General features: G+C 66.1%; 17 protein-coding genes and 3 tRNA genes. 2 read left to right on the plus strand and 18 right to left on the minus strand.

Annotation, left to right across the window (positions count from 1 at the left end):
- Positions 1 to 23 precede the first annotated feature (23 nt).
- The 13 genes from FHS74_RS10960 to FHS74_RS11020 all read right to left on the minus strand — a co-directional run bounded on the left by FHS74_RS10960 (position 24) and on the right by FHS74_RS11020 (position 12068).
- On the minus strand, positions 24 to 392 hold the full coding sequence (locus FHS74_RS10960) for an NADH-quinone oxidoreductase subunit A (RefSeq protein ID WP_184800576.1): 369 nt from the start codon (positions 390 to 392) through the stop codon (positions 24 to 26).
- A 443-nt stretch (positions 393 to 835) separates the two neighbouring features.
- Positions 836 to 912: transfer RNA gene (locus FHS74_RS10965), tRNA-Asp, on the minus strand.
- A gap of 175 nt (positions 913 to 1087) precedes the next feature.
- Positions 1088 to 1312 carry a hypothetical protein gene (locus FHS74_RS10970; RefSeq protein ID WP_184800306.1) on the minus strand — a complete coding sequence of 75 codons (225 nt, stop codon included), beginning with the start codon at positions 1310 to 1312 and terminating at the stop codon, positions 1088 to 1090.
- Between the two features lie 188 nt (positions 1313 to 1500).
- Positions 1501 to 3177, minus strand: a complete 1677-nt coding sequence (locus FHS74_RS10975; protein ID WP_184800307.1) for a Na+/H+ antiporter — start codon at positions 3175 to 3177, stop codon at positions 1501 to 1503.
- Positions 3178 to 3211: 34 nt separating this feature from the next.
- Positions 3212 to 3415: a hypothetical protein gene (locus FHS74_RS10980; protein WP_184800308.1), complete on the minus strand. Its 204-nt coding sequence runs from the start codon at positions 3413 to 3415 to the stop codon at positions 3212 to 3214.
- Positions 3415 to 4275, minus strand: a complete 861-nt coding sequence (locus FHS74_RS10985; RefSeq protein WP_184800309.1) for a hypothetical protein — start codon at positions 4273 to 4275, stop codon at positions 3415 to 3417. Before FHS74_RS10985 ends, FHS74_RS10980 begins: the two co-directional genes overlap by 1 nt.
- Positions 4276 to 4586: 311 nt before the next feature.
- A tRNA-Val gene (locus FHS74_RS10990) sits at positions 4587 to 4661 on the minus strand.
- Between the two features lie 329 nt (positions 4662 to 4990).
- Positions 4991 to 5263 carry an HU family DNA-binding protein gene (locus FHS74_RS10995; protein WP_044564076.1) on the minus strand — a complete coding sequence of 91 codons (273 nt, stop codon included), beginning with the start codon at positions 5261 to 5263 and terminating at the stop codon, positions 4991 to 4993.
- A 158-nt stretch (positions 5264 to 5421) separates the two neighbouring features.
- Positions 5422 to 7830: an endopeptidase La gene (gene lon, locus FHS74_RS11000; RefSeq protein ID WP_184800311.1), complete on the minus strand. Its 2409-nt coding sequence runs from the start codon at positions 7828 to 7830 to the stop codon at positions 5422 to 5424.
- A gap of 383 nt (positions 7831 to 8213) precedes the next feature.
- A complete protein-coding gene (gene clpX / locus FHS74_RS11005) occupies positions 8214 to 9479 on the minus strand; it encodes an ATP-dependent Clp protease ATP-binding subunit ClpX (RefSeq protein WP_184800313.1) in 1266 nt (421 codons plus the stop codon).
- A gap of 297 nt (positions 9480 to 9776) precedes the next feature.
- Positions 9777 to 10403, minus strand: a complete 627-nt coding sequence (clpP, locus tag FHS74_RS11010) for an ATP-dependent Clp endopeptidase proteolytic subunit ClpP (protein WP_184800315.1) — start codon at positions 10401 to 10403, stop codon at positions 9777 to 9779.
- A 133-nt stretch (positions 10404 to 10536) separates the two neighbouring features.
- A complete protein-coding gene (gene tig, locus FHS74_RS11015; RefSeq protein ID WP_184800317.1) occupies positions 10537 to 11874 on the minus strand; it encodes a trigger factor in 1338 nt (445 codons plus the stop codon).
- Between the two features lie 109 nt (positions 11875 to 11983).
- Positions 11984 to 12068: transfer RNA gene (locus tag FHS74_RS11020), tRNA-Leu, on the minus strand.
- A gap of 286 nt (positions 12069 to 12354) precedes the next feature.
- On the opposite strand from FHS74_RS11020, the gene FHS74_RS11025 reads away from it, so the two are divergent.
- On the plus strand, positions 12355 to 13089 hold the full coding sequence (locus FHS74_RS11025; protein WP_184800319.1) for a GNAT family N-acetyltransferase: 735 nt from the start codon (positions 12355 to 12357) through the stop codon (positions 13087 to 13089).
- Positions 13090 to 13092: 3 nt separating this feature from the next.
- Here the strand turns inward: FHS74_RS11025 and FHS74_RS11030 are convergent, their stop codons facing one another.
- The 5 genes from FHS74_RS11030 to FHS74_RS11050 form a co-directional block, all read right to left on the minus strand.
- Positions 13093 to 15429 carry a transketolase gene (locus FHS74_RS11030; protein WP_184800321.1) on the minus strand — a complete coding sequence of 779 codons (2337 nt, stop codon included), beginning with the start codon at positions 15427 to 15429 and terminating at the stop codon, positions 13093 to 13095.
- Positions 15430 to 15613: 184 nt separating this feature from the next.
- Positions 15614 to 17497, minus strand: a complete 1884-nt coding sequence (locus FHS74_RS11035; protein ID WP_184800322.1) for a hybrid sensor histidine kinase/response regulator — start codon at positions 17495 to 17497, stop codon at positions 15614 to 15616.
- A 236-nt stretch (positions 17498 to 17733) separates the two neighbouring features.
- Positions 17734 to 20058, minus strand: coding sequence for a TonB-dependent receptor (locus FHS74_RS11040; protein ID WP_184800324.1), 2325 nt, complete (start codon positions 20056 to 20058; stop codon positions 17734 to 17736).
- A gap of 1037 nt (positions 20059 to 21095) precedes the next feature.
- Positions 21096 to 21347 carry a hypothetical protein gene (locus tag FHS74_RS11045; protein ID WP_184800326.1) on the minus strand — a complete coding sequence of 84 codons (252 nt, stop codon included), beginning with the start codon at positions 21345 to 21347 and terminating at the stop codon, positions 21096 to 21098.
- Between the two features lie 490 nt (positions 21348 to 21837).
- Complete coding sequence (locus FHS74_RS11050; protein WP_184800328.1) at positions 21838 to 23409, minus strand: NAD(P)H-hydrate dehydratase; 1572 nt, start codon at positions 23407 to 23409, stop codon at positions 21838 to 21840.
- Between the two features lie 151 nt (positions 23410 to 23560).
- Between FHS74_RS11050 and FHS74_RS11055 the strand changes: the two genes are divergently transcribed.
- Positions 23561 to 24169, plus strand: coding sequence for a glycine-rich domain-containing protein (locus FHS74_RS11055; RefSeq protein ID WP_184800330.1), 609 nt, complete (start codon positions 23561 to 23563; stop codon positions 24167 to 24169).
- The last annotated feature ends 1 nt before the right edge of the window (position 24170 follow it).

A 24170-nucleotide genomic window follows, 5' to 3' on the forward strand; every position in this document is an offset into this window, starting at 1 on the left:
AAAAAGTCAGGGCCGGCCTGGGATCACTCCCAGTCCAGCGCACCCTTCTTCCATTCGTAGATGAAGCCGATGGTCAGGATGCCCAGGAAGGCCATCATGGACCAGAAGCCGAACAGGCCGATGCGACCCAACGACACGGCCCACGGGAACAGGAACGCCACTTCCAGGTCGAAGATGATGAACAGGATGGCGACCAGGTAGAAGCGCACGTCGAACTTGCTACGGGCGTCGTTGAACGGCTCGAAGCCGCATTCGTACGCCGACAGCTTCTCGCTATCGGGCTTCTGCTTGGCAACCAGCATGGAGCCGAAAACCATGGCGGACGCAATCACCCCGGCGATGGCCAGGAAAATGATGATCGGCAGATACTGGCTCAGCAGCTCAGCGGACATGACCTGACTGGACATGAGTGTGCCCCAAATTTCGTCCCGGTTGGCCCGACGGAGGCTTGCGGAAGGCGCCAGCCGCAACCAAGTGCATGAAGCCCAGGCCCACACATCTGATTATCGGTTTTGGCCCCACCCGGCCTGCCCGCCGGTTCTGGACATGACCTCCGAACCCATGCGGGGGTCCGAACGCCTGCACAAAAGCCCGGCTTGGGGCCGGGCGTGATGGAATATAGGCGGGTGCCGTGCCCAAGGAAAGCAAATTACGCCATGCGTTCCGTGGGGGCCAAGGCGCTGAAAATATGGGGGAAATGGCCCAAACAGGGGTTGTTGAGATCCACTCTCAACTATCGCTCTACCGCAAGTGCGAATACCCGGAAAGCAAGCAGGCCGCGCTGTTGCCAGCGCGGCCTTGCTAAAATCGAACATCCTGTCAACGTTCGATGAAGTGGCGCGAGTGACGGGACTTGAACCCGCGGCCTCCGGCGTGACAGGCCGGCGCTCTAACCAACTGAGCTACACCCGCGTCTTTGCAACGTTGCTTTCAGGCCTTGTTTGCGCCGTTCGTTTTACCGTTCGGTGCGTTTCGTGCCGGTCAGCGTCGCTGCGGTGCGCGGTTTGTAGTCGAACGGCGGGCGGCTTGTCAAACAGGAAAAACGCGACGACGCCGATTTTTTTTCATTTTTAGTAAGTTACTGATTCTAAGCGATTTTTTCCGAGTGACGGAGACTGTCCAAACGGTCAAGCGCCTCAAGGAGCCGAAAAGGGACGCCGCGATGGTCCACCGCATCCGGCCCGCCGAAGCTTGTCACGCTGAGTTCCAGGGCCTGGGCCAGCGGCTCCGCCACCGTAAGGTTGCCCTGTTCGACCGCCAATTCCAGCGCCATGAGAATCCGATCACCGAGACGCCGCTCATCCCTTTCCATGACCCTACGCTCCGGTTCGTTGCCACGGTAGGCCGCCCGGGACGACACCCCAGACAGTGGCCCAGGGTATCACCTTCCCGGTTCCCTCCTGATGGGAAAACGACCTCTGCTCATGGATAGGGGCAGCCATGTGCCCGCCGGCCCGCGGACGCCACCGGAAGTGGTGGCCAAGCCCCTCTGCCGGGGGCCTACCGGACGCGGGCGCGCGCCAGCGAGGCTTCCATCATGTCCAAGCTGTGCATGATGCGCCGCCACGTGTCGTCGCTAACCGCGTGGACGCGGTGCAGGCGCGCCAGCTCGTCGCGCTTGGCCCGTACGGCCACCAGGCGCAGTTCCGCATCGATGGTCTGGCGTCGGCGGCTTTGCGCGCGGGCGTCCCCCGGCATGTCCGGCTCCTCCACCTGTCGGCGGTAGAATTCCATCAGGCGTACGGCCGCCTCCGCATAAAGATCGGAATCGGGCGCGGTGGGAGGCACGGCTTGATGCGCCTGCTCCAGCCGGCGCAGAGCGGCGCGGGCCATGGCGGCCTCCGCCAGCCTCTCCTCCTCCACCGACGCGTCTTCCTCGGGCATGGCCAGGCCACGGAGCAACCAGGGCAGCAGCACACCAGCCAGAGGCAGCGACACCAGGATGACGCCGCAGGCCAGGAAGACGGCCACATCCCGGCCGGGGAAGGGCACGCCGTCGCGCAGCCACTCCGGCAGGGACAACACGCCCGCCAGGGTGACGGCCCCACGCACGCCGGCAACGGCGGTGACGATGATCAAGCGGACGCTGGGGCGATTTTGCCGGGGCCGCCCCAGGCGCCGGGCCAGCGCCCGGGTGATCCAGAGCGACAGCCAGACCCACAGCAGCCGCAAGCCCAGCAACGCGCCAACGATGAAAAGGACATGCAGCCCCAGCCAGCCCAGCCCCACCGGTGTGTCCGCCGGCCCACCATGCGGGGCCCCGGCCTGCACGGCGATGGCCGGCGCCTGCCCGAGGATGCCCGGCAACTGCCAACCCAGCAGGACGAAGATGACGCCATTCAGGGTGAACTGCACCATGTCGGCAACCGCCGTCCCCTGCAGCCGGGTGGCGACCTGTCCCGCCTCCTCCAACGGCAGCAGGTTCAGGGTCATGCCCGCCGCCACGGCCGCGAGGATGCCGGACATGGCCAGATGTTCCGCCGCCAGGTAAGCGGCGAACGGCACCAGCAGCATGGTGAGGATGGTGAGGGCGGCATGATCGCCCCGGGTACGGATGACCCAGTCCTGGACCAGATGCACCGCCGCGACCGTAACCACGCCCACAATCAGGCCCCCCACCGCCGCCCAGAGGAAGGCACCCGTCGCGGCGCCCAGCGAGAAGGTCCCGGTCAGGGCCGCCGTCACGGCGAACTGCAGGCAGACCAGGCCGGAGGCGTCATTGAGCAGCGCCTCCCCCTCCAGGATGTGCCTGAGCCGGGCGGGCATGGGTGCCCGGCCCGTCATGCCGGAAACAGCGACGGCGTCAGTGGGCGACAGCACCGCGGCGAGCGCGAAGGACGTCGCCAGCGGCAGGCCGGGCAGCAGCCAGTGGATGATATGCCCCGCCCCCACCACCGTGAACATCACGAGGCCCACCGCCAGGGTCAGGATGATGCCGCCCAGCCGCCGCAGCTCCACCGACGGGAAGCGCCAGGCATCCAGAAACAGCAACGGCGGGATGAACAGGAGCAGGAACAGTCCCGGATCAAGGGTGATCGGCACCCCCGACGCCCCGCCCAACAGGGCACCCAACGCCACCTGGATTAGCGGCTGGGGCAGCCACGGGACGAAGCGCCCAATGCCACCGGAAACCACCACGGCCACCAGCAGGATCAGAACGGCGGTCATCGTTTCCATGGGCGGGCTGTTCCAGGCAGGATGAAAAAGCCGGTCAGCGACCGGAGCGGCGCCGTCCCGCCACCAAGGCGACCACCAGGATGACCACGCCCAACAGGATGACGAGAATGTTCATCCCCGGTCCCGCCGTCTGATCGTGGCCCATATCCCACAACCGCCCGCCGATCATGACCAAGCCCAGGATCAACAACAAGACGCGGTGCTGTTGGCTGAGACCGCCGGATGGCCGCTCATCCATCACCGATTCCCCTCCCCCGCCGCTGTCGCACCCAAGGCGGCGGCGTCCGGGCTAAGCGCGCGATACGCGCGGGCCAGGGCCACGGCCAGAAGGGCGACACACACGAAATTGACGATGGCCATGGCGGCCGTCCAACCCAGGCTGACCGCCACACCAGGCGGTGACACGCGGCTAACGGTCAGCCAATCGCCCATCACCAGGCGGTTCAGGAAGAAGCACGGCACCTGCAACGCCGCCTGGCTCAGCAACACCGCCCAGGTCAGACGCCAAGCCAGCGGCGCCGACGCCGTCCAATACCGACCGAAGGCCGGCGGCTGGTTCGCCAGTATGGCCATCAGGCCGACGCCCAGGCGCACCGTGACCTGCAGCGTCACTATGCCCACGACGATGGCGGCGGCCAGCAGGACCAGCCATACACCCGGGCCCGCCTGATCCTCCGTCGTCGAATCCAGCACAAGCGCCTTGGCGAACAGCAGCGCCATCAGGGCGATGAGCAGCAAGGAGAAATAGAGGATCTGCCAGCCGGTGGCGTTCCATTCCTTCCGGCCGAAGCCCGGCTGCAGAAAGGTGACACCCTCCTGCCCGGTGCGCACCCAGTGCCCCCATGCGGACAGCGAGCGCATATGCGCCCAGGTCTGGAAAACCACCATGACCAGGAAAATGAAGCCGAACTCGCCCCACTGCGCCTGATCCCCCTCCTGGCTCAGATAGTCGGTGGCACGGAGCTGGAAAAACAGGGCGGACGCCAGACTGAACACCGCCGGCATTCCGAGGAACCGGGCCGTGCGCCCAGGTGCCGCGAACACCTCCCGATAGAGGTCGACCACCTCTTTCCAGACCGACTGGCCGTGCGACGCCATGCCCCCTCCATACCCGGACGCAGCGCTGACGGCTGAACGCCCTCGAATGCGCACGCCTGGTCACATCCCACGTGAAATGAGCCGACGCCGCGCCGCTAAAGATGCCCCGAATTTCCGGACCGGCCCTTACATAGGCGATCCGGCGGGATGATTACAGGTCTGATACCCAGGTCAAAGTGACATTCCGGGGCCAAGTCGCCTTGGGCCGTGACAGAGTCCCCAGCCCCGGAAGACGCCCATGGGGCATCGCCTCCGCGGTTCTCATCCGAACGGTATGGATGGCTGTTCGCCACATATATGGAACTTGGGGATGGTGGGCGGTGAGGGATTTGAACCCCCGACCCGATGCGTGTAAAGCACCTGCTCTACCCCTGAGCTAACCGCCCGACGCGCGTGACCGGCGCCGCCCCGAAGGTCGACAATCCGGGGAAAAAGGCTTTAGCCGGCCATGCCCTGTTTGTGAACCCCTTTTTGCAGCGGGTTTCACCTGCCCCTGGGGACCCACAAACAAAAAGGACGGGAACACCCAACGGCGTCCCGCCTTTTTAGAAAGCGCTTGCTCGTAACCTGACCGGTATGGACCGGCGTCCGCTCGAACCGCCGCGGCCGCCCGAGGGCGGCCACGCTTTAATACCAGTCATCGGGGAACTGGGGCCGCGATCGCGGCGACCGGTCCCCCCAAGACCGGCATGATAAAGCGGCGTGTGCGCCGTTTTTAGTTCAGCGCGTCCTTCAGGCCCTTGCCGGGCTTGAACTTCGGCTGCTTGCTGGCGGCGATGGAGATCGCCTCACCGGTACGCGGGTTGCGGCCCTCGGAAGCGGCGCGCTCGGCAACGGCGAACGTGCCGAAACCAACCAGGCGAACTTCGTCGCCCTTCTTGAGAGCTTCGGTGATGCCGTCGAACACCGCATCGACCGCCTTGTTCGCATCAGCCTTGGACAGCTCCGCACTCGCGGCGACGGCGGCAACGAGATCGTTCTTATTCACTTAAGGCCCCCCTTCTTGAAGCAGGATCTGACTTGGATAGCGTCCCGGTCGCGGGGCGCGCGCCGGGATTGGGATTCGGTTCGGACGTACGGCCCCGGGGTTATCCGCCCCGGGGCCGTCGCGTCAGGCCTTCAATTCACACGATTTCTGTCCGTACTTCAATGCCGAATCACGTCATCCTTGCCGTCTTCCGCGGCTTTCGCGGCGACGGGCTCAACGATCTCCGGCTCCGACCATTCGATCGACACCAGCGGCTGGACCAAAGCGTTGGCCAGAACCTCATCCGCCGTCGTCACCGGGATAATGGTCAGCCCCCGCTTCACATTGTCGGGAATGTCGGCCAGATCCTTCTCATTATCCTTTGGAATCAACACGGTCTTGATGCCGCCGCGAAGTGCGGCCAACAATTTCTCCTTCAGCCCGCCGATGGGCAGAACCCGGCCGCGCAGGGTGATTTCGCCGGTCATGGCGACATCCTTGCGCACCGGAATCCCGGTCAGCACGGACACGATGGAGGTGGTCATGGCCACACCGGCGGACGGACCGTCCTTAGGCGTAGCTCCTTCGGGCACGTGGACATGGATGTCCTTGCGCTCAAAAAGCGTCGGTTTGATGCCGAATTGCGTGGCCCGCGACTTCACAAAGCTCTCGGCGGCCTGCACCGATTCCTTCATGACATCGCCCAATTTGCCCGTGGTGGTGACGCGCCCCTTGCCGCGCAACATCACCGCCTCGATGGTCAGCAACTCTCCGCCCACTTCGGTCCAGGCGAGACCGGTGGTGCAGCCCACCAAATCCTCCTTCTCCGCCTCACCGTAGTGATAGCGCCGGACGCCAGCATACTTGTCGAGATTGCGGCGGGTGACCGCCACCTTCTCGACGCCTTTCATCAGGATCTCCTTGATCGCCTTGCGGGACAGGTTGGCGATCTCACGCTCCAGGCTGCGCACGCCGGCTTCCCGGGTGTAGTAGCGGATGAGATCCCGCAACGCGTCGTCGGAAATGCTGAACTCACCCGCCTTTAGTCCGTGGGCCTTCAGCTCCTTGTCGATCAGGTGGCCGCGGGTGATCTCGATCTTCTCGTCTTCGGTGTAGCCCGCCAGCCGGATCACCTCCATGCGGTCCAGCAGGGGCTGGGGCATGCGCAAGGTGTTGGCCGTGCAGACGAACATCACGTCGGAAAGATCGTAGTCCACCTCAAGGTAATGATCGTTGAAGGTGCCGTTCTGCTCGGGATCCAGGACCTCCAGCAGGGCGGATGACGGGTCGCCGCGCCAGTCGGAGCCCAGCTTGTCGATCTCGTCCAGCAGGAACAGCGGGTTGGACGACTTCGCCTTCTTCATGCCCTGGATGACCTTGCCGGGCATGGAGCCGATGTAGGTACGGCGATGCCCCCGGACCTCGGCCTCATCCCGCACGCCGCCCAGCGACACGCGGACGAAGTTGCGGCCCGTGGCCTTGGCGATGGACTTGCCGAGCGAGGTCTTGCCGACGCCGGGCGGGCCGACGAGGCAGAGGATGGGCCCCTTCACCTTGTCCATGCGCTGCTGCACGGCCAGGTACTCCAGGATACGCTCCTTGACCTTCTCCAGACCGTAGTGATCGGCATCCAGGATGGCTTCCGCCCCCTTGATGTCCTTCTTCACCTTGGTGCGCTTCTTCCACGGAATGGACAGCATCCAGTCCAGGTAGTTGCGCACCACGGTCGCCTCGGCGGACATGGGGCTCATGGTCCGCAGCTTCTTGACCTCGGCCAGCGCCTTTTCCCGGGCCTCCTTGCTGAGGCGGGTCTTGGCGATACGCTCCTCGATCTCGGCGACCTCGTCCTTGCCATCCTCGGATTCGCCGAGTTCCTTCTGGATGGCCTTCATCTGCTCGTTCAGATAGTACTCGCGCTGGGTCTTCTCCATCTGCCGCTTGACGCGGTTGCGGATGCGCTTTTCCACCTGCAGCACGCCGATCTCGCCCTCCATGAAGGCGTAGACCTTCTCCAGCCGCTCACCCACCGTCGCCGCTTCCAGAAGCTGCTGCTTCTCCGGAATCTTCAGCGCCAGGTGTGAAGCGATGGTGTCGGCCAGCTTGCCCGGCTCCTCGATCTGGTTGACCGAAACCAGGACCTCCGGCGGGATCTTCTTGTTCAGCTTGATGTACTGTTCGAACTGCGCCACGGCGGCGCGGGCCAACGCCTCGGCCTCCTGCGCCTCGCCGGTCTTGTCCTCAATCGGGTCGGCGTAGGCCTGGAAGAAGTCCTCGCTGCGTTCGAAGCTGACGATACGCGCGCGCTGTCCACCCTCCACCAGGACCTTGACGGTCCCGTCGGGCAGCTTCAGCAGCTGCAGCACCGTGCCGATGGTGCCCACCGAATAGATGTCGTCGGGCGTGGGGTCATCCTGCGCGGCGTTCTTCTGGGTGACCAGCAGGATCTGCTTGTCATCCTTCATCACGTCTTCCAAGGCCCGCACGGACTTCTCACGCCCCACGAACAGGGGCACGATCATGTGCGGGAACACCACGATATCGCGCAGGGGGAGGACCGGGTAAAGGGTGCCTCGGGTGGCTTCCAACATAGATCAGACCTTCCACTCAGAATCTCAGCGGCCAGCCCGTGATGGGCCTGGCCCGCCATCCACCAGCCGCCCCGTCATGGGCACGGCGTCGGGAGGTCGCCCTGGTAACGTGGCACACCGATCCCCCCCCTTCAAGGGCTTGAACCGGACGATTTCCGCGTTAGTAGGATGGTTCCGGATGAGAAAATCGCGTCTTTGCAACGGACGGGTCGGCCCGCGGGCCGACCGGCACGCCCAAGTCCCTGGATTTCAGGCCAAAAGTGGAAATGGGCAAAAAGAAAACCCGGGAAACCCTCCGCAACGAAGGATTTCCCGGGTCGCAAACTATCCGAACAGGCTATCGCCAATGGGCGAACGCACCAGCCAGAGGGGGGACGGCCCCGTCAGGCGACGGGCGCCGCCTCCGCCTTGCGGTCGGCGTAGATGTACAGCGGCTGGGCCCTGCCCTCGACCACCTCGCCGTTGATGACGATCTCATCCACGCCCTGCAGGCCCGGCAGATCGAACATCGACTCCAGCAGGATGGATTCCATGATGGAGCGCAGGCCACGGGCGCCGGTCTTGCGCTGGATGGCCTTGTTGGCGATGGACTTCAAGGCCTCTTCGGCGAAGGACAGCTTCACGTCCTCCATCTCGAACAGGCGCTGATACTGCTTCACCAGCGCGTTCTTCGGCTTGGTCAGAATCTCGATCAGCGCTTCCTCGTCCAGGTCGTTCAGCGTCGCCACCACGGGCAGACGGCCGACGAATTCCGGAATGAGGCCGAACTTCAGCAGATCCTCAGGCTCCACCTCCCGCAGCACGTCGCCGGTGCGGCGGTCATCGGGGCCCTTCACATCGGCGCCGAAGCCGATGGACGTGCCCTTGCCGCGGGCGGCGATGATCTTTTCCAGGCCGGCGAAGGCGCCGCCGCAGATGAACAGGATGTTGGTCGTGTCCACCTGCAGGAATTCCTGCTGCGGATGCTTGCGCCCGCCCTGCGGCGGCACGGAGGCGACGGTGCCCTCCATGATCTTCAGCAGCGCCTGCTGCACACCCTCGCCCGACACGTCACGGGTGATGGACGGGTTGTCGGACTTGCGGCTGATCTTGTCCACTTCGTCGATGTAGACGATGCCGCGCTGCGCCCGCTCGACGTTGTAGTCGGCGGATTGCAGCAGCTTCAGGATGATGTTCTCCACGTCCTCGCCCACGTAACCGGCTTCGGTCAGCGTGGTGGCGTCGGCCATGGTGAAGGGCACGTCGATGATGCGGGCCAGCGTCTGGGCCAACAGGGTCTTGCCGCAGCCGGTGGGGCCGATCAGCAGGATGTTGGATTTCGCCAGTTCGACGTCGCTGTGCTTGGTGCCGTGGGCCAGCCGCTTGTAGTGGTTGTGCACGGCGACCGAGAGCACCCGCTTGGCGTGGCTCTGCCCGATGACGTAATCGTCCAGGACCGCGCAGATGTCGCGCGGAGTGGGCACGCCGTCACGGGACTTCACCAGCGTCGTCTTGTTCTCTTCGCGGATGATGTCCATGCACAATTCCACGCATTCATCGCAGATGAACACCGTGGGGCCGGCAATGAGCTTCCGCACCTCGTGCTGGCTCTTCCCGCAGAAGGAGCAGTAGAGGGTATTTTTCGAATCGCTGCCGGTCGACTTGGTCATAAAAGCTCCGTACATCACCGGGACAGTCACCCGGAGCCATCACGATGACGGAACCGGGGCCCGATCCTCCCGGGATCGGCCGGCGGACAAGGGGATGAACACCGCTCACCCGCCACTGCCCACCCATTCAACACCACGGAACGCAGGCCTTTCAACCCCCCGTGTGTCTCTTCATGTCCGAACACCCATACCGGGGTATCCCGGTGGGGGCGTTCCGGTGGGAAGTGAACCCACCGGAAGCCGGACGCTCAACCCCAGGCCGTCCCCGATCAGGGCCGCCCTGGAAACGCTTTCGCCTCAGGCCGCCTGGGCGGTGCCGGGACGGGCGGCGATGACATCGTCAATCAGCCCGAACGTCTTGGCCTCGTCGGCGGTCATGAAGTTGTCACGCTCCATCGCCCGTTCGATCGTGTCGATCGGCTGGCCGGTGTGGCGCACGTAGATTTCATTGAGGCGGTGCCGGATCTTGAGGATCTCGCGCGCCTGGATTTCGATGTCCGCCGCCTGGCCCTGGGCGCCGCCGGAGGGCTGGTGGATCATGATGCGGCTGTTGGGCAGCGAGTAGCGCTTGCCCGGCGTCCCGCCAGCCAGCAGCAGCGACCCCATGGAGGCGGCCTGGCCGATGCACAGGGTCGCCACCGGGCAGCGGATGTACTGCATGGTGTCGTAGATCGCCAAGCCCGAGGTGACGATGCCGCCCGGCGAATTGATGTAGAAGGAGATTTCCTTCGTCGGGTTTTCCGCTTCCAGGAACAGAAGCTGGGCGCAAATCAGGCTGGACACCGCGTCGTTCACGCCACCGACGAGGAAGATGATCCGTTCCTTCAACAGGCGCGAATAGATGTCGTAGGCCCGCTCACCCCGGTTGGTCTGTTCGACCACCATGGGGACCAGCGTGTTCATCTGCGGCTCAAAGTCGATCATGCCTGCTCCAGCGCTGCGTCCGACCCGGGGGCCATCCCCGGGCCCGTTGCCGGTCCGGGGGGAGGGGCGATCCCTCCCCCGTTTCCCGTACTATACCGAGGCCCGTCAGAAACCGAAGACGGGAGATGCGACCTCAGGCCGCCTCTTCCTCATCGGGATCCTGCATCAGCTCTTCAGCCGACACGGGCTTCTCCGTCACCTTAACCTGTCCCAGGATGAAGTCGACAACCTTGTCTTCAAAAACCGGGGCCCGCAGGCTTTCCACCGCCTGGGGGTTGTTCTTGAAGAAGTCGAAAACCTCACGCTCCTGGCCCGGGTAGCGCCGCACCTCGGCCAGCACGGCCTGGTTCAGCTCTTCCCTCGCCACCGTTATATTGTTCTTCTGACCGATCTCGGAAAGGACCAATCCCAAACGAACACGACGGATGGCGATATCGCGGTACTCCTTACGGAGTTCCTCCTCGTCCTTGCCAGCGTCCTCACCGGCGTCGCCGGCCTTCAGCTCTTCCTGCAGGCGCTTCCAGATCTGGTCGAATTCGATGTCGACCATGCCCTGCGGCACCTCGAAGCTGTGCAGTTCGGCCAACTGGTCCAGCAGGGCGCGCTTGGCGCGCAGGCGGCTCATGACGGTGTAGTCGCCGCCCAGACGGTCACGGATGACGGTCTTCAGCGCGGCCAGGTCGTCGAAACCCAGGCCCTTGGCGAACTCGTCATCGATGGTGACCTCGACGGCCGCCTTCACTTCCTTCACGTCCACCTCAAACACGGCGTCCTTACCGGCCAGCTCGGCGGCGTGGTAGCCCTCGGGGAAGGTGACGTTGACGGTGCGGTGGTCGCCGGCACGGGTGCCTTCCAGCTGCTCCTCGAAGGTGCCGATGAAGCTGCCCGAGCCCAGTTCCAGCTCATGGCCCTCGCCCTTCATGCCCGGGCGCTTCTCGCCGTCGACGGAACCGTCGAAGTCGATGACGACGATGTCGCCCTTGGCGGCCGGACGGTCCTCGGTCAGCGGGGCGGAGGTCTTGCGGCCGGAGGCGATGCGGCCCACCGCCTCATCGACCTGCGCGTCCGTGATATCGACCACCGGCTTCTCGATGGCGACGCCACTGAGGTCGGCCGGCTCGAACTCCGGCAGGACCTCATAGATCATCTTGAATTCCAGGTCGCTCTCGCCCTCGGCCTCGAACTTCACGATCTCGACCTTGGGCTGCAGGGCGGGACGCAGGCTGTGCTGCTCAACCACCTTGCCGGCGCTGTCGGACATGGCCTTGTCCAGCACTTCGCCCATCACCGACTGCCCATAGCGCTGCTTCAGCACCGACATCGGCACCTTGCCCGGGCGGAAGCCCGGCATGCGCACGGTCTTGCCGATTTCTTTCAGTTGGGCGTCCACGCGGCCGGCCAGATCGGCGGCGGGGATGACGACCGTGTATTCGCGGCGCAGGCCTTCGGTGCTGGTCTCGGTGATGTTCATGGGACTATTCGAACCTGTCTCTATTGATCGGCCCCGGATGCCGGCTGTCCCGGCCCCTGGGTGCCCGGGGCCGGACGGACCACGGGCGGTTGGGTTGATATCTCGTGCTTGGTGCGGGCGAAGGGACTCGAACCCCCACGACTTTCGTCACTGGAACCTAAATCCAGCGCGTCTACCAGTTCCGCCACGCCCGCGGCCAAACCCGGCTTCAGGATCCCTTGGGCGCCCGGTTCCGCCGCCCGTCCCGGCGGCGCCGCGGCGCCAAATGGGGAATAGGCATAGAAACAGCGCCCGGACCCTTCCAGGCGCCGTCCGATCTATAGCACCCGCGCACCCGCGTAAACAGGAATCTAGGCCGAAGCCCCAGGCCGATCAGGGGCCGGGGCGGCGGGGAACCCGGGGGCCGGCCGGGCTGCCATTTTCCCGCCAGCCGGGACCCGCCCGGCAAAGCCTGCTATCGGCGGTGGCGAAGTGCTTGTTATGCTGCGCATCCCGACGACGCAGCCCGAGGCCGACGCCCGCATGAACGCCGCAACGCCCGTTTCCCAACCCATCACGCCCACCCTTCCCCGCCCCGTCCTCACCGCCGACCGGTTGGCGGGCCGCACGGTGGATCTGGAAAGACTGGACCTGGACCGCCACGCGCCCGGCTTGTGGGACGCCATCGGCCGCCATGCCGACCTTTGGGAGCACATCCCCGGCGGGCCGTTCGCGGACGCGGACGTCTTCACCCAGTGGCTGAGGGACCGGATCCCCCGCCCGGGCCAGACCATTTACGCCGTGATGGATAAGACCGACACGGTCCCGACGCCCGCCGGCGTCCTGATCCTGCTCAACGCCAACCCCGACATGGGCACGGTGGAGATGGGCCTGGTCTACGGCGCCCGGCTGAGCCGCCGCGTGACGGGCACGGAAGGCGTCTTCCTGCTGATCGATTACGCCTTGGGCCAGTCGGGCTATCGCCGGCTGGAATGGCGCTGCGGCCCGCCCAACGTCGCTTCCATCAGGGCGGCGACGCGGTACGGCTTCACCCACGAAGGCCTGCTGCGCCAGACCTTGTGGATGAAAGGGCGCAACTGGGACACCAATGTCTTTTCCATTCTGGATGGGGAATGGCCCGCCCGCCGCCAGCGCCTGGCGGCCTGGCTGGCCCCGGAGAACTTCACCGAAGACGGCCACCAGCGCCAGCCGCTGACCGCGTTCGGAGATGTCTGAGAATCAGCCCAGCACCGCCCGGGCGCAGGCGTCCACGATGGCGTCGGCGTCCAGGCCGTGGACACGATAGAGGTCGGGGATATCGGCCGACTGGCCGAAGGTCTCCACCCCCAGCGGCACCACTGGCTGGCCGCGCACGGCGCCCAGCCAGGACAGGCTGGCGGGGTGGCCGTCCATGACGGTCACCAGCCGCGCGCCAGCAGGAAGCGCCGACAGCAGGTGGTGGACGTGCGCGGCGCCCGCCCGCCCGCCGCGCTGCGCCGCCGTCCAACCGGCGTGCAGCCGGTCGGGCGAGGTCACGGCCAGAAGGCCGGCGCCGGGGCAGTCCTCCAGCACCTGGGCATGGGCATCCAGCGCCTCCGGCGCCAGGGCGCCGCAGTAGACGATGGCGAACTCCGCCCCCGGCGCCGGCGGACGCAACCAGTACCCCCCCTGGATGACGGCCTCGCGGTCCAGTCCCTGGGTCCCCCGTGCCGGCTGGTCCATCTGGCGGGTGGTCAGGCGCAGGTAGAGGGAGCCGCCGTCCGGCCGCTGCATGTGATCGAAGCCCCAGGCCATGATGGCCGCCAGTTCGTCCACAAAGGCCGGCTCATAGCTTGAGACGTTGGGCAAGCCCATGCCGATCAGGGGCGTGGCGATGGACTGGTGGGCGCCGCCCTCCGGCGCCAGGGTGACGCCCGAGGGTGTCGCCACCACCATGAAGCGGGCGTCCTGGTAGGCCGCGTAGTTCATGGCATCCAGGCCGCGCTTGATGAAGGGGTCGTAGAGGGTGCCGATGGGCAGCAGCCGGGCGCCGAACAGGTCGTGGCTGAGCCCCAGCGCCGCCAGCATGAGGAACAGGTTGTGCTCGGCGATGCCCAGTTCGATGTGCTGGCCGGTGGGCGCCCCCTGCCAGCGCTGGGCGGAGACCACCTTCTGTTCGCGGAAGATGTCCTGCGTCTCGGCCCGTGCGAACAGGCCGCGGCGATTGACCCAGGGGCCCAGGTTGGTGGAGACGGTGACGTCGGGCGAGGTGGTGACGATGCGGGCCGCCAGTTCGTCGTCGCCCTTGGCGATCTCCCCCAATATCTTGCCGAAACCCTCCTGGGTGGACATGCGGGCGCCCAGATCCACCGCCAGGGCGGGCGGCACCGGTATGGTCGCCGAGGTCAGCCGGCGGCGGCCCCCCTGGGCGAAGGGCACACCAGCCAGGAAGGCCTCAAGCTCCGCCGGGTCCACGTCCAGGCCGGCGAGACGATCCCATTCCTGGCCGTCCACTAGGCCGCAGGCGGCCTTGAAGCTCGCCATCTGCTCCGGGTTCATCAGGCCCGAATGGTTGTCCTTGTGTCCCTGGAAGGGCAGGCCACGCCCCTTGACCGTATAGGCGATGAAACAGGCGGGCCGGTCGTCGGTGGTGCCGTGGAAGGTTTCCAGCAGCGTCGGCAGGTCGTGGCCCGCCAGGTTGGTCATCAGCCCCCCCAGGGCGGCATCGTCGTGGGCGTCCAGGATGTGGCGGATGCCCCGGGTGTCACCCAGGTCGCGGGTCAGCGCCTCACGCCAGGCGGCCCCACCCTTGAAGGTCAGGGCGGAATAGAGCTGGTTGGGGCAAGTGTCGATCCACTGGCGCAGTGCGTCGCCGCCCTCTTGCCCGAAGGCCGCCTGCAGCTTCTTGCCGTACTTCAGAATCTGCACGTTCCAGTCCAGCGAGCGGAACATGCCCTCGATGGGGACCCACAGCCGGTCCGACACCACGCTGTCCAGGCTCTGCCGGTTATAGTCGATGATCCACCAGGTGTTGCGCAGATCGTGCTTCCACCCCTCCAGCATGGCTTCGAAGACGTTGCCCTCGTCCATCTCGGCATCGCCCACCAGGGCCACCATGCGGCCCTCCGGCTGCGGTGACAGCCCCTTCAGGCGGACATAGTCCTGCACCAGCGAGGCGAAGGCGGTGACGGCCACGCCCAGCCCCACGGAGCCGGTGGAGAAATCCACGTCGTCGGTGTCCTTGGTGCGCGAGGGATAGCTCTGCGCCCCGCCCAGCGCGCGGAACCGTTCCAGCTTGTCCCGCGTCTGGCGGCCCAGCATGTACTGGATGGCGTGGAAGACGGGGCTGGCGTGGGGTTTCACCGCCACCCGGTCCTGCGGCCGCAGCACGTCGAAGTACAGCGCCGTCATGATGGTGGCCAGCGAGGCGCTGGAGGCCTGGTGGCCACCCACCTTCAGGCCATCGCGCGAGGGACGAATGTGGTTGGCGTTGTGGATGGTCCACGCCGACAGCCAGAGCACCTTGCGCTCCAGCGCCTCCAGCAGGCGGATCTTGTCGGGATGGACGACCGGAGCGGTCGAGGCGGTGTCAGGCATGCGGCGTTCTTCCCTATGGTGGGGCGCCCGCGAACCCGGGGGGCGGCGCCCGGTCTTGGCCCTGGTTATAGACCTGGCCGGGGCGCCCCTGAAGACCGCGCGTCAAAAATTTTTGGCTTCGGAAAGTTTTGACGCACGGCGGGGCCATGGGGCGCGGCCATGGGGATTGGGCCGGAACGGCCGGTCAGGCGTCCGTCGCGCCAGGCCAGCGCCCTTGGGCCGTCTCCTCCAGGCGCTGCAACACGCCCTCGATCGCGGCGCGCAACACCTCGGGCAGGTAGGGCTTGTGAATCAGGGCGCAGCCGGTGGCCGAGGCCTCCTGGATGCGGGCGGGGTCGGTGTCGCCGGTGACAATGATCCCCGGCAGGTGGCGCCGCACCTCATTGCCCAGGCGCGCCACCAACTGCACGCCATTGAGGGGACCCGGCAGGCGGAAGTCGCTGATCACCAGGCCCGGCAGACGCACGGCGTCACGCACCGCGGCCAGCGCCTCGTCCGAACCGCCGGCGGTGATGACGCGGTAGCCCCAACTTTCGATGATGGCGCCCAGGGCCATACGCTGCAGGGCGTCATCCTCCACCGCCAGGATGGTGCGGGGATCGCTCTCGCGCTGGAGGGGACGCTGGCCATCACGGGGAAAGACCAGCAGGCCGTCACCCCCGGTGGCCGCCGCCGGATCCTCGGCCCGCGCCGCCGCCACGGCCGGCACCAACACGGAGAAGACGGAGCCTCGGCCGGGAACGGAGCGGACGGCGACCGCGCTGCCCAGCAGCCGCGCCATGCGGCGGACGATGCCCAGCCCCAAGCCCAGTCCCTTGGTCCGGTCCCGTTCCGGATTGTCCAGCTGGACGAAGTCCTCGAAGATTGCATCCAGCTGGTTGGCCGGGATGCCCACGCCCGTGTCCCAGATCTGGACCAGCATGGCGTCGCCCCGCCGGCGGGTGGAGACCAGCACCCGCCCACCCCGGCCGGTGTAGCGGATGGCGTTGGTCAGCACGTTGCGCAGGATGCATTTCATCAGGACGGGGTCGGTATCCGCCTCCTCCAGCGCCGCTTGCGGGCCAGCCTTGGTCGCCGGGCGCAGCCGGATATGGACACCGGCCTTTTCCGCGTCGCCCCGGATGGCGCTGACCAGGCCCGCCAGGGCGGCTTCCAACCCGAAGCGCTGGCGTTTCACCGCCACCGTGCCGGCGTCCAGCACCGACACGTCCAACAGGGCCCGCAGCAATTCCTCACCCGCCGACAAGGCCTCGCCCATGCCGGCGATAAGCTTGCGATCGAGCGCGTTGGCCAGGCCGTTGCCCGGAGGCGGGGCCGCGATCGCCGCCACACCGGCCGGAAGCGCGTTGGCGGCGGCCCGGCTGGTGGCGGCCCGTTCCGCCAGCATGGTGTGGTACAGCCGCATCGTCTGCAGCGGCTGGCGCAAATCGTGGCTGATGGCCGCCAGGAAGACGGACTTGGCGCGATTGGCCTTCTCGGCCTCCTCCGCCCGCGCCTGGCTCTCGGCGACCGCCGCCTGGAGGGACTCGTATAGCTGGACGTTGGTCAACGCCACCGCCGTGGAATGCGCCACCGCCTGCAGCAGCGCCACCTCCTCCGCCCGGGGGTGGCGCGACACCGCCCAATAGGCGCCGATGGCGGCCACCGGCTCGTCGGTTCGGACCGGCACCATCACCAGGCTTTTCACGAAGGTGGGACGATAGGCGTCGTGGGGAATGCGGTCATCCTGATAGATGTCGGCGATCACCGCCGGCTGGCGGTTCAGCATGACCCAGCCGGAAATGCAGGTGGACAGGGGAAAGCGCCGGCCTTTCCACAGCGGCGCGATGGCGTCCTCCTCCGCATAGTGGCAGAGGTCCCCCTCGCGCAGGACGAACGTGACGCCATCGGCGCCACTGAGCGCGCGGGCGGCCATGCGCACCACGGCCATGACGCTGGGCACGTCCCGACAGAAGGACAGGGCCTGGACCAGATCGACCAGATCACCGATGGGACCGGTGAAACGGAGGCCGGGCGGCGCGGCCGATGGGGAAGGCGCCGACCGGATCGGGGCGGCCTCCAAAGGCATCGCGTCTTTCCATCCCATGCGGACCGCCCCTGACACAGGCTCCCGGCAACAACGCCTGCGGAGACGCATCCTTACGGCGAAATGCCGAAAGGCCGGGCCACCCTGAGCAGCGGCCCAACAGGACGATATGGCGGATTTTCGGTGCTTTTCCAGGCTGCTGAGGGAACTACCCCCTCTGGTTAGGCCACAACGGCCGGGACGCGCCACCGCCCCGGCCTGGTCAACAGGGCCGGCCGTCAGAAACTGACCTTGCCCCGCACGCCAAAGGTGCGCGGCGGACGGATGTTGGTGTAGGCGATGCCCGGCTTGAACATGTCCTGGTTGCCGCCGGTGAAGATGGCGGCGTTCTCGACATTGTTGACATACCCCGTGACCGACCAGGCGTCCGACGCCGCCGTGTACGTCAGGCTGATGTTGGTGGTGGTATAGGCGTCCTGATACTCGGACGCGATGAAGTCCATGCCCCAATAATAGCCGGAGGAGAATTGGCTATCGATGTTGGCCGCCAGCACCGCGCCATTGGCCAAGTCGAAGTCATGCTCATAGCCCAGCGTGCCCGTCCATTTGGGCGCGCGGATGAGACCCCGGCCCGAGCAGTCGACCATCTGGCCGGACACCCCGGACCGGACGGCGGCGGCGCCGGCCTTGCAGGTGGTAAGGAAGGGCAGGCTGCCACTGTTCAGCCAGGAGAAGAAGCTGAAGCTGTCATAGATACTGTCCAGATATTCCACATCGGCGGAAATCAAGTCGTGCGACGTCAGCTTGTACTTGGTGCTAACATCGAAGCCCTTGATGGTGGCGTCGCCGGCGTTGACAGTGATGCGGCCGGTGCTGCCGACGCCGTTTTCGACGACCGGACCAAACAGGGTCTCCTGGTGGTTCTTGTATTTCCAGTAGAAGGCTTCGAGATTCAGCTGCAGCCGGTCATCCAGGAAGCGGTTCTTGGAGCCGATCTCGAACGCGGTCAGCTTCTCCGGCGCGTAGCGGTCGTAGGGCGCGTCGGACAGGATATAGCCGCCGGACTTGAAGCCGGTGGAGGCGGTGAAATAGACCATCGACTTCTGCGACAGGTCATACTGGAAGCCAGCCTTCCAGTTGAACGCGTAATAGGTCGTCGACCCGATGTGTTCGTACTGCGTCAGGCCCGTCAGCGGATCGTTGCTGTTCAGGGTAAAGGCCGGGAGGTTCACGTTGCCGGGGAAGCCCACATATTCCAACGCGTGCTGCGACTTGTCCTCGATGGTGTAGCGCAAGCCGCCGATGAGGCGGAAATTGTCCGTCACCGGCGCCGTCACGTCGCCGAAGGCGGCATAGCTGCGGGTATGCAGCTCGGGGAAGTTGGCGTAGTCCAGGTTCACCAGCTGATAGACCTGGAAATGATTCTTGTCGTCCTCATCAAAGAAGTAGAGGCCGGCCACCCATTTCAGCCAGCTGTCCTCCTCCGACGACAACCGCGCCTCGACGCTGGAGGTCAGGGTGTGGTCGGTGACGGCGTCGGAGAAGCCGGGAACCCAGGTGAAGTAGTCGTCCATCAGATAGCGGACGGCGGGGATGAACGTCAGGTTGGCGAAGCCCAGGTCGCGTTCGAAATCCAGCGAGGCGCCCATGTTGCGGATATTCTGCCAGCCCGTGTCCCGCACCGGCAGCTGCGGCGCACCATTCTGCGCCAGCTTGAAAGCGTTGGCCGTGGCGCTGGAGGCGCCCATCCACGGGTCGCTGGAATTCAGCACCTTGCCGTTGGCGTCCAGCAGGATGGTGCCGGCGCCCTTACCCCCCACATGGGAATAGTCGAAGCTGGCCAGGACGGAGGTGACATCGTCCGGCTTCGCCAGGATTTGGACCCGGGCCGCTTGCGTCTTGTCATCATCATAGCCATCGGACAGGTAGCCGGAATGTGATGACGCCAGGAAGGAACCGCGCACCGCCACCTTGTCGTTCAGCGGCACATTCAAGGACGCCGTGGCCTTCACCAGCTCGTAGCTGCCGAACTCGATGCCGGCGTCGCCGCTGACCTTGTCGGTGTCGGGCTTCTTGGTGATGACGTTGATGGCGCCGCCACTGGCGTTGCGGCCATAAAGCGTGCCCTGCGGACCCTTTAGCACCTCAACCCGGTCGACATCGAAGAAGAAGCCGTTGAAGCCGGCGGGCTTGGCGATATAGACGCCGTCGACGTTCATGGCGATGGCGGATTCGGCGTACTGGTCGGTGGCGAAGTTACCGACGCCCCGCAGATAGACGTCGGCCACGGCACCGCCATAGGAAATCTGCAAACCGGCCACCTGCTTCTGCAGGTCGGCGACATTGGTGATGCCCTGGCGCTCCAGCGCCTCGGCCGTCACGGCGGCGACGGCGACCGGCGCCTCCTGAAGGGATTCCCGGCGGCGTAGCGCCGTCACGACGATTTCATCAAGGGCGGCGTTGTCCTTCGCTTGAGGGGCATCGGCCTGGGGCGCCGTCTGCTGCCCCGCTGCCGGCAAGGCCATCAGCGCCACGAGGGCCAAGGCTGTAGCTCCCAGCGCCAGCCGGCGCGATGATGGGCCCGCTATCATATTCTTCTTCATGAACTTACTCCCTCCCTGGCATGTTCTTGGTCCCCCCACCGGCCAATGACCGGTTGGGGACTTTTGTTGGAATCTTTCATGCTTTCGCTAAAGCACCTGAAAGATTTGAAAGTTTTTATTCTGTCGTGCGATTCGCGGCTCAATGGCGGCCATTTGAGGCGGCCATTTGAACCGATCGGACTGCGAGGCGGATTAGAGCAGATCGCCCAAAGGGGGAATCGCCTTTGGGCGTGAAGCTGCTCGCGGACAGACTCAGCTATAGCCGGCGGACCCTTTGGGAAGGGTCACCGCCCACGATCACTCCCACAGCCGCGCCATTGCGGGACGCGGGATCGCGGAACGGCTATCGTGGCGTTGATCGCCCCGGGGTGAACCGCTCCAGCGCGGCATGCGATCACTTGTGATCATATCCCGCTCGTAACCTGTTCATGATTGGAGCGGAACGCCCGATCCACCCTTCCTGAGATGACGCGCTTGGCACATCCCATCCTCCCCGGGCCATCCAGCCCTCTTGCTTATAATATTGCCCCCTTGCTGGGAGGCCACCGCCAACTCTCCATCCGCCCGCCGCCCGCCGCCCGCCGAGCGTGCCCCGCTTCCCCGGACACGCGCCTGGGGTTACGGCCTTATTCATAGCGAATACTTTGAGTTTCCAGTCTCATTTCAGGCCTCGCACTAGTCGGCCGGCCACTGTTTTGATGGTTTCACTATCTGGAACAGACCTGCGATGGTCAATCTGGTATTGGCGATATTGACTATCGGCGCGCTGGATAGAGCCGCGGGCTGGATCGGGACCGCCCGCGTCATGATCCATGCGGGGGAATGGCCCGCGGATACACCGGGCCATTTCCGCGAACGGCGAAAGACCCGCGAGGCCGCAGCCGGGCGGGACCTTCTCCAATGCACTGACGCGGCCGCGATGGTCACATCGCCATTTCGACGTCAGTACATAGCATATTGAAATATGTGGGTTGCGAGACCGACGACAGTGAGCCCCCGTCGGCGTCGACGCACCAGACACCCCGTTCAGGGCGATGTCAGCTGGCGACCCGTTCGTTGAACAGGCGCGTGAAACTTTCGGCCGACAGCGTCCGCTGTTCCCGGGCGCAACTGCCTTCGGGTAGGTTGTTGCGCACCATGAAGCGCACATGGGGGATGTGGAAGCAGTCCGTGGTGATGGTCAGCACCTCGGCCGTTTCGGTCACGCTGCCGGAAACAACGCGACGGTATTGCGCCCCAACCTGCAAGGGATCGTCCAGGCGGGACCGTCGAAAAAGAGAGAAGCCCACACTCGCCCCCCTAATAAAGCAGGCCCGCCCCATGGTCGCCCCAGCCCAAGGGCCCATCATGGGTTTCGCGCCAGACGTTCGGGAGAAAGGCCCCGTCGCCTTGCCCCGCCCCGCGTCCGCCATGACCTGCCGGCCAATACACCGCCCCAATACTTGGGAAGAAGGACCACACCGTCACCGACCAGATACCAAGCCAATGGGCGAGGGAACCTTCCAGCGATACTCAGACCATCAGTCACGCCCCTTCCGGGGCAAATGCCGCGAAGCAGTTTAAATCTATATCGACAGTATCCTATTGTTTTAGTGTGGGCAATGCTTTTGGCACAGCAGCCATATGGCGGCTTAAATATTCCTTCCGGGCTATCGGCCACCCATTGGTGCGCCCGGAATGGATGGGCGTAGTCACCCCATCATGCCGCCAAGCGCATTATATACAATTTTATAGGATTTCTATTTGGGTTTCCCTTGCGGAAAAAGCCACGCGGCTTTTTCAGGCTGCCGACAACAGTGCCGCCAGCAAGGCCGGCACCTGTTCCGCCAAATCCTCCGCCACGAGGCCGGGCCCGAAGCGGACGGCGGCCTGGGCATGCAGCCAAGCCGCCGCCATCGCCGCGTGGAAGGCGTCCATGCCGCCGGCAAGCAGGCCCAAACACAAGCCGGCGAGCACGTCACCCGACCCGGCGGTGGCAAGCGTCGGCGGCCCGCCAGCCTCGATCACGGCGCGGCCATCGGGGTGGGCGATGACGGTATCCGGGCCCTTCAACAGGACCACGGCACCCAGGTGACGGGCGGCGGCACGGGTGCGCGCCAGCTTATCCCCCATCAGCACCGGGTGGCCGCTGCCGAACAGGCGCTTGAATTCGCCCTCATGCGGCGTCAGGACGGCGCGCCCGCCAAGATGGGCTTTCAGCGCGTCCGCCTGGCCGGCGAAAGCGGTGAAGATATCGGCGTCGAGCACCAGGCCGAAATCAGCCCCGCGCCCGCCGGCGGCGGCGACCAGGGCGCGCAGCAGCGCCTGCTCCGTCTCCCCGGTGCCGGCGCCGGGCCCCAGGACGGCGGCGGTGACGCTAGGGTCGGCCAGCAGGCCCACCGCCGCCGCCGGGTCGCCCAGGGGCCGGACGATCTGACTGGGGCTGGACAGGCGGTAGACCAGTTCGGCGGCGGGCGGGCTGGCCACGGTCACCAGCCCGGCACCCGCGCGCTGCGCCGCCCGCGCCGCCAGGCGGGCGGCCCCGGTCATCACCGCGCCCCCCAACACCAGGGCGTGACCCCGCCTGTATTTGTGATCATCGATCCGGGGCCGCGGCAGGGCGCCGATGAACAGGGCCGGCGCGTTCTGCCAGAGGTTCGGCGCCACCGCCGGCGCGGACAGCACGGCATCGGGGATGCCGATATCGGCCACCACCGTGGCGCCGCAGGCCAGGCGGCCGGGCAACAGCAGATGCCCGGGCTTCTGGCGGAAGAAGGTCACGGTGACGTCCGCCTGGACCATGACATCCCCCCCGGCGACATCTCCCACGGCGGCGCCCGTGTCGGCGTCCAGGCCGCTGGGCACGTCAACCGCCACCACGGCGGCACCCTGCCGGCGCGCCGCCGCCATGGCCGCCACCAGATCGGCGGCCCCACCGGCCAAGGGCCGCGATAGGCCGACCCCGAATAGCGCGTCCACGATCACCACGGCGCCGGTCAGCACGCCGGGGTCGGCGGCAAGCACCGACTCCCGCCCCCAGATTTCCACCCACCCGGCCGCGGCCAGGGCGGCGTCGCCCACCAGCCGATCGAGGTCGCCCAGCAGGGCCAAGCGCACCGGCCACCCCGCGGCGGCGAGATGCCGCGCCACCACGAAGCCGTCACCACCGTTGTTGCCCGGACCGCACAGCACCGCCACCGGCCCTAGACCGTAGCGCGCCATGACCACGCCGGCCACCGCCCGGCCGGCATTCTCCATCAGGGTGATACCAGGCACGCCGCCGGCGATGGCGGCGGCATCGGCGGCGCGCATGCGCGCCACGGTCAGCAGGGCGACGGCATCAGGCCGGGCATGGGATGCGGGGGCGGACATGGGGACACCCGGGCAGCGGCGACTTATGGTTGATCCCGGCGCCGGAACGACACCGCCGCGCTGGCCGCCCCGGGGACTCCGCGATAGAATGGGCCCGTCCGCAACCACCCGTCGAGGGCTTATGTCAGCCATTTGGGGACCGGAAGTGTTGATGTTGGCCGGCTGCGCCAGCGTCGCGGCCTGGACCGGCCGCCGATTGCATGTGCGCCAAAGGAGACGGGAGGCCGTGTTCCGCCATGACCTGTCCCAGGCAACCGGCCGCTTTCAAAGCCGCCACAACCTGGACGCGGCGGCGGCGGCCGACTGGGAGAGGGAGTTCCGACGATATTTTGGACTGATGGCGCAACCGCCAGGCTGGACGGCTGGTCGACCGTTGGGGGTGCCCAACAGTCTGGTGGATGAGTACTGGCACGAATTGGTGCTGTGCACCGCCCTATACAACACCTACTGCGATGCCGCCGCCGGCCGCTTCATCCACCATGATGTCCGCGCCGGCAGCGCCGAGGCCTATGCCCGCACCTGGATGGCGTATCACGACCGCCATGGCATGCCTCCCGCTTTCGCCTGGCCCACCCCCTGTGCCGATATCATGAAGGCGTTGCGGCGGACGGGAGAGACATCGGCACCCGATGGCGGCGGCACATCCGTCAGCTCCGGCGGCCATGACAGCTGCGGTGCGGGGCATACGACTTGTGGGGGCGGGCACGGCGGGTGTGGGGGCCACGGCGGCTGCGGAAGCGGTGGCTGTGGCGGCCATTGAG

This window comes from Nitrospirillum iridis (assembly GCF_014205765.1).
GTDB classification, from domain to species: Bacteria; Pseudomonadota; Alphaproteobacteria; order Azospirillales; family Azospirillaceae; genus Nitrospirillum; species Nitrospirillum iridis.

Bases quoted from the DNA above. Each gene is read 5' to 3' on its own strand.
- tig (WP_184800317.1), bottom strand. From the start codon at position 11,874: ATGAACATCACCGAGACCAGCACCGAAGGCCTGCGCCGCGAATACACG.
- FHS74_RS10960 (WP_184800576.1), bottom strand. From the start codon at position 392: ATGTCCGCTGAGCTGCTGAGCCAGTATCTGCCGATCATCATTTTCCTG.
- FHS74_RS10980 (WP_184800308.1), bottom strand. From the start codon at position 3,415: ATGGATGAGCGGCCATCCGGCGGTCTCAGCCAACAGCACCGCGTCTTG.
- FHS74_RS11025 (WP_184800319.1), top strand. From the start codon at position 12,355: ATGCTGCGCATCCCGACGACGCAGCCCGAGGCCGACGCCCGCATGAAC.
- lon (WP_184800311.1), bottom strand. From the start codon at position 7,830: ATGTTGGAAGCCACCCGAGGCACCCTTTACCCGGTCCTCCCCCTGCGC.
- FHS74_RS10975 (WP_184800307.1), bottom strand. From the start codon at position 3,177: ATGGAAACGATGACCGCCGTTCTGATCCTGCTGGTGGCCGTGGTGGTT.
- FHS74_RS11040 (WP_184800324.1), bottom strand. From the start codon at position 20,058: ATGAAGAAGAATATGATAGCGGGCCCATCATCGCGCCGGCTGGCGCTG.
- FHS74_RS11055 (WP_184800330.1), top strand. From the start codon at position 23,561: ATGTTGGCCGGCTGCGCCAGCGTCGCGGCCTGGACCGGCCGCCGATTG.
- FHS74_RS11030 (WP_184800321.1), bottom strand. From the start codon at position 15,429: ATGCCTGACACCGCCTCGACCGCTCCGGTCGTCCATCCCGACAAGATC.
- clpX (WP_184800313.1), bottom strand. From the start codon at position 9,479: ATGACCAAGTCGACCGGCAGCGATTCGAAAAATACCCTCTACTGCTCC.
- FHS74_RS11050 (WP_184800328.1), bottom strand. From the start codon at position 23,409: ATGTCCGCCCCCGCATCCCATGCCCGGCCTGATGCCGTCGCCCTGCTG.
- FHS74_RS10985 (WP_184800309.1), bottom strand. From the start codon at position 4,275: ATGGCGTCGCACGGCCAGTCGGTCTGGAAAGAGGTGGTCGACCTCTAT.
- clpP (WP_184800315.1), bottom strand. From the start codon at position 10,403: ATGATCGACTTTGAGCCGCAGATGAACACGCTGGTCCCCATGGTGGTC.
- FHS74_RS10970 (WP_184800306.1), bottom strand. From the start codon at position 1,312: ATGGAAAGGGATGAGCGGCGTCTCGGTGATCGGATTCTCATGGCGCTG.
- FHS74_RS11035 (WP_184800322.1), bottom strand. From the start codon at position 17,497: ATGCCTTTGGAGGCCGCCCCGATCCGGTCGGCGCCTTCCCCATCGGCC.